The 278-nt window shown below is 47.1% G+C and carries 1 protein-coding gene; it reads left to right on the forward strand.

What is annotated here, in order from left to right:
• On the forward strand, window positions 1–278 hold a 278-nt coding region (locus MTCD1_RS21360; RefSeq protein ID WP_159459925.1), incomplete at both ends, for a hypothetical protein.

The following is a 278-nucleotide window of genomic DNA, read 5'->3' on the forward strand; positions in this document are numbered from 1 at the left end:
TCCTCTAAGCTTGCTGATAGTAACCAGGCTCCAGCCCAAAACCTAGATTCTGGTGTAACATCTTTAAGTATTGTAGAAACTAACGAAGGAGTTCGCCTACTTGTTGCCGGCGATGTGAGTACGACAGTGTTAGTCAATACGCAAGAGTCACCATGGACAGCTGTTGCCGTGCCGAGTATCACCCAGCCTATTGAGATGATGACCCTTGTCGATGTCGATAATGATGGTACTTCTGACGCCTTGATCTATGCAGATAGAGGGTGGCAGCTCATTATCAG

This window comes from Colwellia marinimaniae (genome assembly GCF_002207865.1).
GTDB lineage: Bacteria > Pseudomonadota > Gammaproteobacteria > Enterobacterales > Alteromonadaceae > Colwellia > Colwellia marinimaniae.